Origin of the sequence: uncultured Helcococcus sp., assembly GCF_946998255.1 — a bacterium.
GTDB lineage: Bacteria > Bacillota > Clostridia > Tissierellales > Peptoniphilaceae > Helcococcus.
This window is the reverse complement of record NZ_CAMPYN010000078.1, coordinates 1-4,231: the sequence shown is the minus strand read 5'-3', so window position 1 is coordinate 4,231 and position 4,231 is coordinate 1. Positions and strand designations below refer to the sequence as shown.

Genomic DNA, 4,231 nt, shown 5'->3' with positions numbered 1-4,231 from the left:
ATTTTAGACTAGACTGTAATGTCTAAATTCAAATATTTAAGAAAAAAGGTGATGTTCAGACTAGATTTAACTAATCTGTAACACCACCTTTTTGTGTCCTTATGGACTTACTAACATTGTTTAGCTATTTGTATTATACCACAAAAAATTAAAAACAAAAAACGTCTGTAACTTACAGTTTCAAGATATTTCATATTTTTTGTTCCAACTATAGTATAAAATTATTTCTGTGTTTTAGGCTGAAATTAAGCTATATATTCTTTTTATTTCTAACATTTAAAAAGACTGAAATTATACTAATTATCAATACTAGAATGAATACCAAGTAATTAACTTTCAATAAAAATGGTATATTGTCTATCATAGAGTCTACATTCCCATAGAATAGCTCAATATAATTATAAGTTAATTGAACTAGCAACATAATTCCTAAGGATAAAAAACTACAAAATAATTTTTTGAAAATATCTTTATTTTTTATCAATGTTAGAAAGCTGAGCACTATAGATATAAATCCAAATACAGCACTTAAAATCATTGATAAGCTTATATAAAAATCAAAATTCATAAATACCTCACAAATATATTTTCCCCATACTAGCATACCGTTCTCAAGAAAGCAAAAAACAAAGTTGCAAACTAATAATCATCAGCACTCATTTGTCCTTCAAGATTTTCGTCTGAATCAGAGAGTTTCTTGAATCTACAACATTTTTAATTTATTCCTAGTTAAATATATTCCTTTCAAGTTTGTTTAATCAATTTTTAGTAATTTAAAAAGTTTAAGATAAGGTTTTCAAGGGTATAAAATATTAGTATTCTATACATAGCTTTAGCATAAGTTGACCTTAAACTGGTAAACTCTGCCAGTTCGTAAACTGTAAAATTAGCCGTAAGCTTATTAACTATATATTCAAAATCATTAGTAACTGAAACCCTCAAAGTCCTATCTTCAAGATTAAATTTGAAAGACCCAAATAGGTTATAAATTGCTTTTTCTGTTTTTGTTTGCTCCCTATAACGCAATTGAATAGCTTTCTCTGAGAAGTTATCAAGCATATTAAACCAGTAAGAATTTCTTGTTTCTGTACCAGTCAAGGCTTTTAATTCATCAGCATCTTGTTTTTTTTTAATTATTTACAAGCTCAAAAGTATTACCATGTTCCAAATCACCATACTTGTAACCCCTCATGAACCATTCACTTCTTTGTTTAGAAGTACCATGTTGAAAAGTATCAGGATTGGCTCTTCTACCTGACATCTCTTGTATCCTATCATCACCTACTCCTGATGCTGCTGCTAAACCTTCCTCAACATCACCTGGATCCAAGTATCCTTTTGATCCTACATAGTGCGCAAATACTCCTGCATAATAGTCAGCCTGTAATTCTAGGTTTACCATTTGCCTATTAAATTCTTTGTCACTCACTCTGCCCCTTAAACTATGAACCTTATTCAAGATTCCAGTTTGTAATTGAACATGGTGTCCAACTTCATGGGCTAAAACATAGGCGAAAGGAAAATCTCCTTTAGCACCAAAGGTAGTTCTTAATTGTTTAGCAAATTCAACATCTATATAAATCGATTGGTCAGCACTACAATAAAATGGACCCATTCTATTAGAAGCAAGACCACATCCTGACTTAACTTGGTTTTGGTATAATACTAAAGTAGGCTCTACATATTTAGAACCATGTTCTGCAAATATTTCACCCCATACATCTTCGGTATCCGCCAAAACTACAGATAAAAACTTTTCTATTTCAGCCTCTTCTTCTGATCTAGGTACATACTCTTCTACATTTTGTGAGCTTCTACCCTGGTCCACTCCTATTCCAGTTCCTATAAGCTGTAAAGGATTAATATTGAATAATAAAGAAACAGCTAGCAAAATTACAATACCTGTTCCTCCTAAACCACCTACAAGACCACCTAAGCCGACTGGTCCTCCTTGTCCACCAGATGATTTTCTTACGTTGTCGGATTCTCTCCTACCCTTCCATTTCATAAGTTTTTCTCCTCATATTTTTTACTTATACTTTTATAATACCCTAAAATTTGTTTTAATGATTCTTTTTTTTCAATTCCTGCTAACCTATGTTTTAAAGATAGGCTTAATAATTCATTAAATACTTGACCTTCCTTTATACCTAAATTAATTAAATCCTTACCTTTGACATAGTCTTTTTCCATATATGTTTTAAAGATTTCATATCTTTCATAAAGAAAATTTGATGGGTCTTCTTTTTCATAGATAGATAAACTTGCCTTGTTATCAGCTATAGCTAATAATATCAAGTCATTTGGACTTATAGATTCATAGAACATTTTGTTTGTACTTTTTATTTTTGATTTATCCTTAGCCATTATATTAGGTTTCATATGTAATTCTGTCATATTAAGCACATATTTTAAAATCTTTTTATTTGTTGTAAGTCTTTTTACAAAATCCTTAACAAGTGGTAAACCCTTTATCTCATGCTTATAAGCATGAACTTTTCTATTTATTGTTTCAGTTGCCACTATTTTGCCAAAATCATGACAAAGGCTAGCCAATAAAAAAGATAATGGAAAGTCACTTTTTTCTTTCAGATTTGCAGCTTCATCTAAAACCATCATAGTATGTCTATAGACATCCCCTTCTAGGTGATGTTCTTCACTTTGCTCTACACCTTTAAGTTTTTCAATCTCAGGAAACCAATAATTTACATGATTCATTTCTCCTAATCTTTCAAAAAAGATTGAAGGTCTTTTTGACATAAGTAAGGCCTTTTCTAATTCGACAAAAACTCTCTCTTTGGATAAATTTGATAGGTCTATTTCCTTTGATAAATTTATAGTTTCAATATCTATATCAAAAGAAAATCTAGCAGCAAACATGGCAGCCCTCAAAACTCTTAATGGATCTTCGCCAAATTTATCAGTATTTATATGTCTTATAATTTTATTTTTAATATCGGAAATTCCATTAAAAGGATCTATAAATTCTCCAGTTAAGATATCTTCCATTATAGCATTTATAGTAAAGTCTCTTCTTTCACATGCCTTATATGTCCCCATATAAGGATCGATATTCACTGAGAAATCTTGGTGCTTATCTCCTGTTTTCTTCTCGCTTCTAGGTAGGGCTATATCTATATTGTATCCCAAAAATTTATAAACAGGAAAAAACCTACCTATTTTACTATATGGTCCTATACTTTCTAAAATATCAACAAGATCAGATTCTTCAATGCAATGAACTTCTATATCAATATCTGCATTACTATCATACTTATTATCTTGCAAAAATTTATCTCTTACATAACCACCTACAAAATATGCTCTACCAGATTTAGTATTAACTTTTTCTGCCAATAATTTTGCCATATCTAAATTACTTATTTCCATAAACTTATTATAACAAATTTATGAATATAAGTGTCTTCTAATAATCAAATATGCTATAATTATTATACTAAAGAGGTGGATTATGGCTTTATATCATGAATTATTAAACGCATTAAAAAAAGAAGTTACAAAAATGGATGTAGGTGCAAAATTGCCTTCAGAAAGACAACTTTGCTTAGACTATGATGTCTCACGTACTACTGTGAGGTCTGCGATAGCTGAATTAGAAAAATCCGGCTATGTTGAAAGACTACAAGGTAAAGGAACCTTTGTGTCTAGACCTCCTAAAAGACAAAACTTGTCAAATTATTATTCTTTCACAGATCAGACTAGATCCTTGGGAAAAACTCCTAAAACTATTATCCTGGATTTTAATATAACTAACAAACCATCTTATATTAACAAAAATCTTGGTTTAGAAAATGAGGAAAAATTTATATCCTTCACTAGATTAAGACTAGCTGATGATGAAAAGATGCTTTTAGAAACAACCTATGTCCCATATGAAGGATTTGAAGAGCTAACAAGAGACCTACTAAATACCTACCCTTTATATAACATTTTTGAAAATTATTATAATCTAAAAGTCTATAAGGTAAGAGAAGATTTCTCCGTAGATAAGGTAAACAAAGACCAAGCTGAAAAACTAGGCATAAAGCCTGATACCCCAGTTTTGAAAATTAAAAGAACTTCTTATGATAAAAAATATAAAATAATTGAATTTACTGTTAGCTATGCAAGAGCTGATATATTCAATTACGAAACTATATATTATCCAAATTAAACAAAAGGTGGTGTTGCAGATTAGTTAAATTTAGTCTGCACATCACCTTTTTTCTTA

The 4,231-nt window shown here is 30.0% G+C and carries 5 protein-coding genes; 1 reads left to right on the top strand and 4 read right to left on the bottom strand.

Going from position 1 to position 4,231, the window contains the following annotated elements:
* Positions 1-250 precede the first annotated feature (250 nt).
* From Q0U66_RS05540 to Q0U66_RS05525, 4 genes are all read right to left on the bottom strand, one after another.
* Entirely contained in the window at positions 251-568 is a 318-nt protein-coding gene (locus tag Q0U66_RS05540) for a hypothetical protein (RefSeq protein WP_297378470.1), read from the bottom strand.
* Positions 569-765: 197 nt separating this feature from the next.
* The gene (locus tag Q0U66_RS05535) at positions 766-1,134 is read right to left on the bottom strand and encodes a replication initiation protein (protein ID WP_366938267.1); all 369 of its coding nucleotides are present in this window, start codon (positions 1,132-1,134) and stop codon (positions 766-768) included.
* On the bottom strand, positions 1,130-2,008 hold the full coding sequence (locus Q0U66_RS05530; protein ID WP_297378465.1) for a neutral zinc metallopeptidase: 879 nt from the start codon (positions 2,006-2,008) through the stop codon (positions 1,130-1,132). The genes Q0U66_RS05535 and Q0U66_RS05530 overlap by 5 nt, the downstream gene beginning before the upstream one ends.
* Entirely contained in the window at positions 2,005-3,390 is a 1,386-nt protein-coding gene (locus Q0U66_RS05525) for an HD domain-containing protein (protein ID WP_297378462.1), read from the bottom strand. Before Q0U66_RS05525 ends, Q0U66_RS05530 begins: the two co-directional genes overlap by 4 nt.
* 82 nt (positions 3,391-3,472) lie before the next feature.
* Here Q0U66_RS05525 and Q0U66_RS05520 point away from each other — a divergent pair, with 82 nt between their 5' ends.
* Positions 3,473-4,174, top strand: a complete 702-nt coding sequence (locus Q0U66_RS05520) for a GntR family transcriptional regulator (RefSeq protein ID WP_297378458.1) — start codon at positions 3,473-3,475, stop codon at positions 4,172-4,174.
* Positions 4,175-4,231: the final 57 nt, after the last annotated feature.

Bases quoted from the DNA above. Each gene is read 5' to 3' on its own strand.
- Q0U66_RS05540 (WP_297378470.1), bottom strand. From the start codon at position 568: ATGAATTTTGATTTTTATATAAGCTTATCAATGATTTTAAGTGCTGTA.
- Q0U66_RS05530 (WP_297378465.1), bottom strand. From the start codon at position 2,008: ATGAAATGGAAGGGTAGGAGAGAATCCGACAACGTAAGAAAATCATCT.
- Q0U66_RS05525 (WP_297378462.1), bottom strand. From the start codon at position 3,390: ATGGAAATAAGTAATTTAGATATGGCAAAATTATTGGCAGAAAAAGTT.
- Q0U66_RS05520 (WP_297378458.1), top strand. From the start codon at position 3,473: ATGGCTTTATATCATGAATTATTAAACGCATTAAAAAAAGAAGTTACA.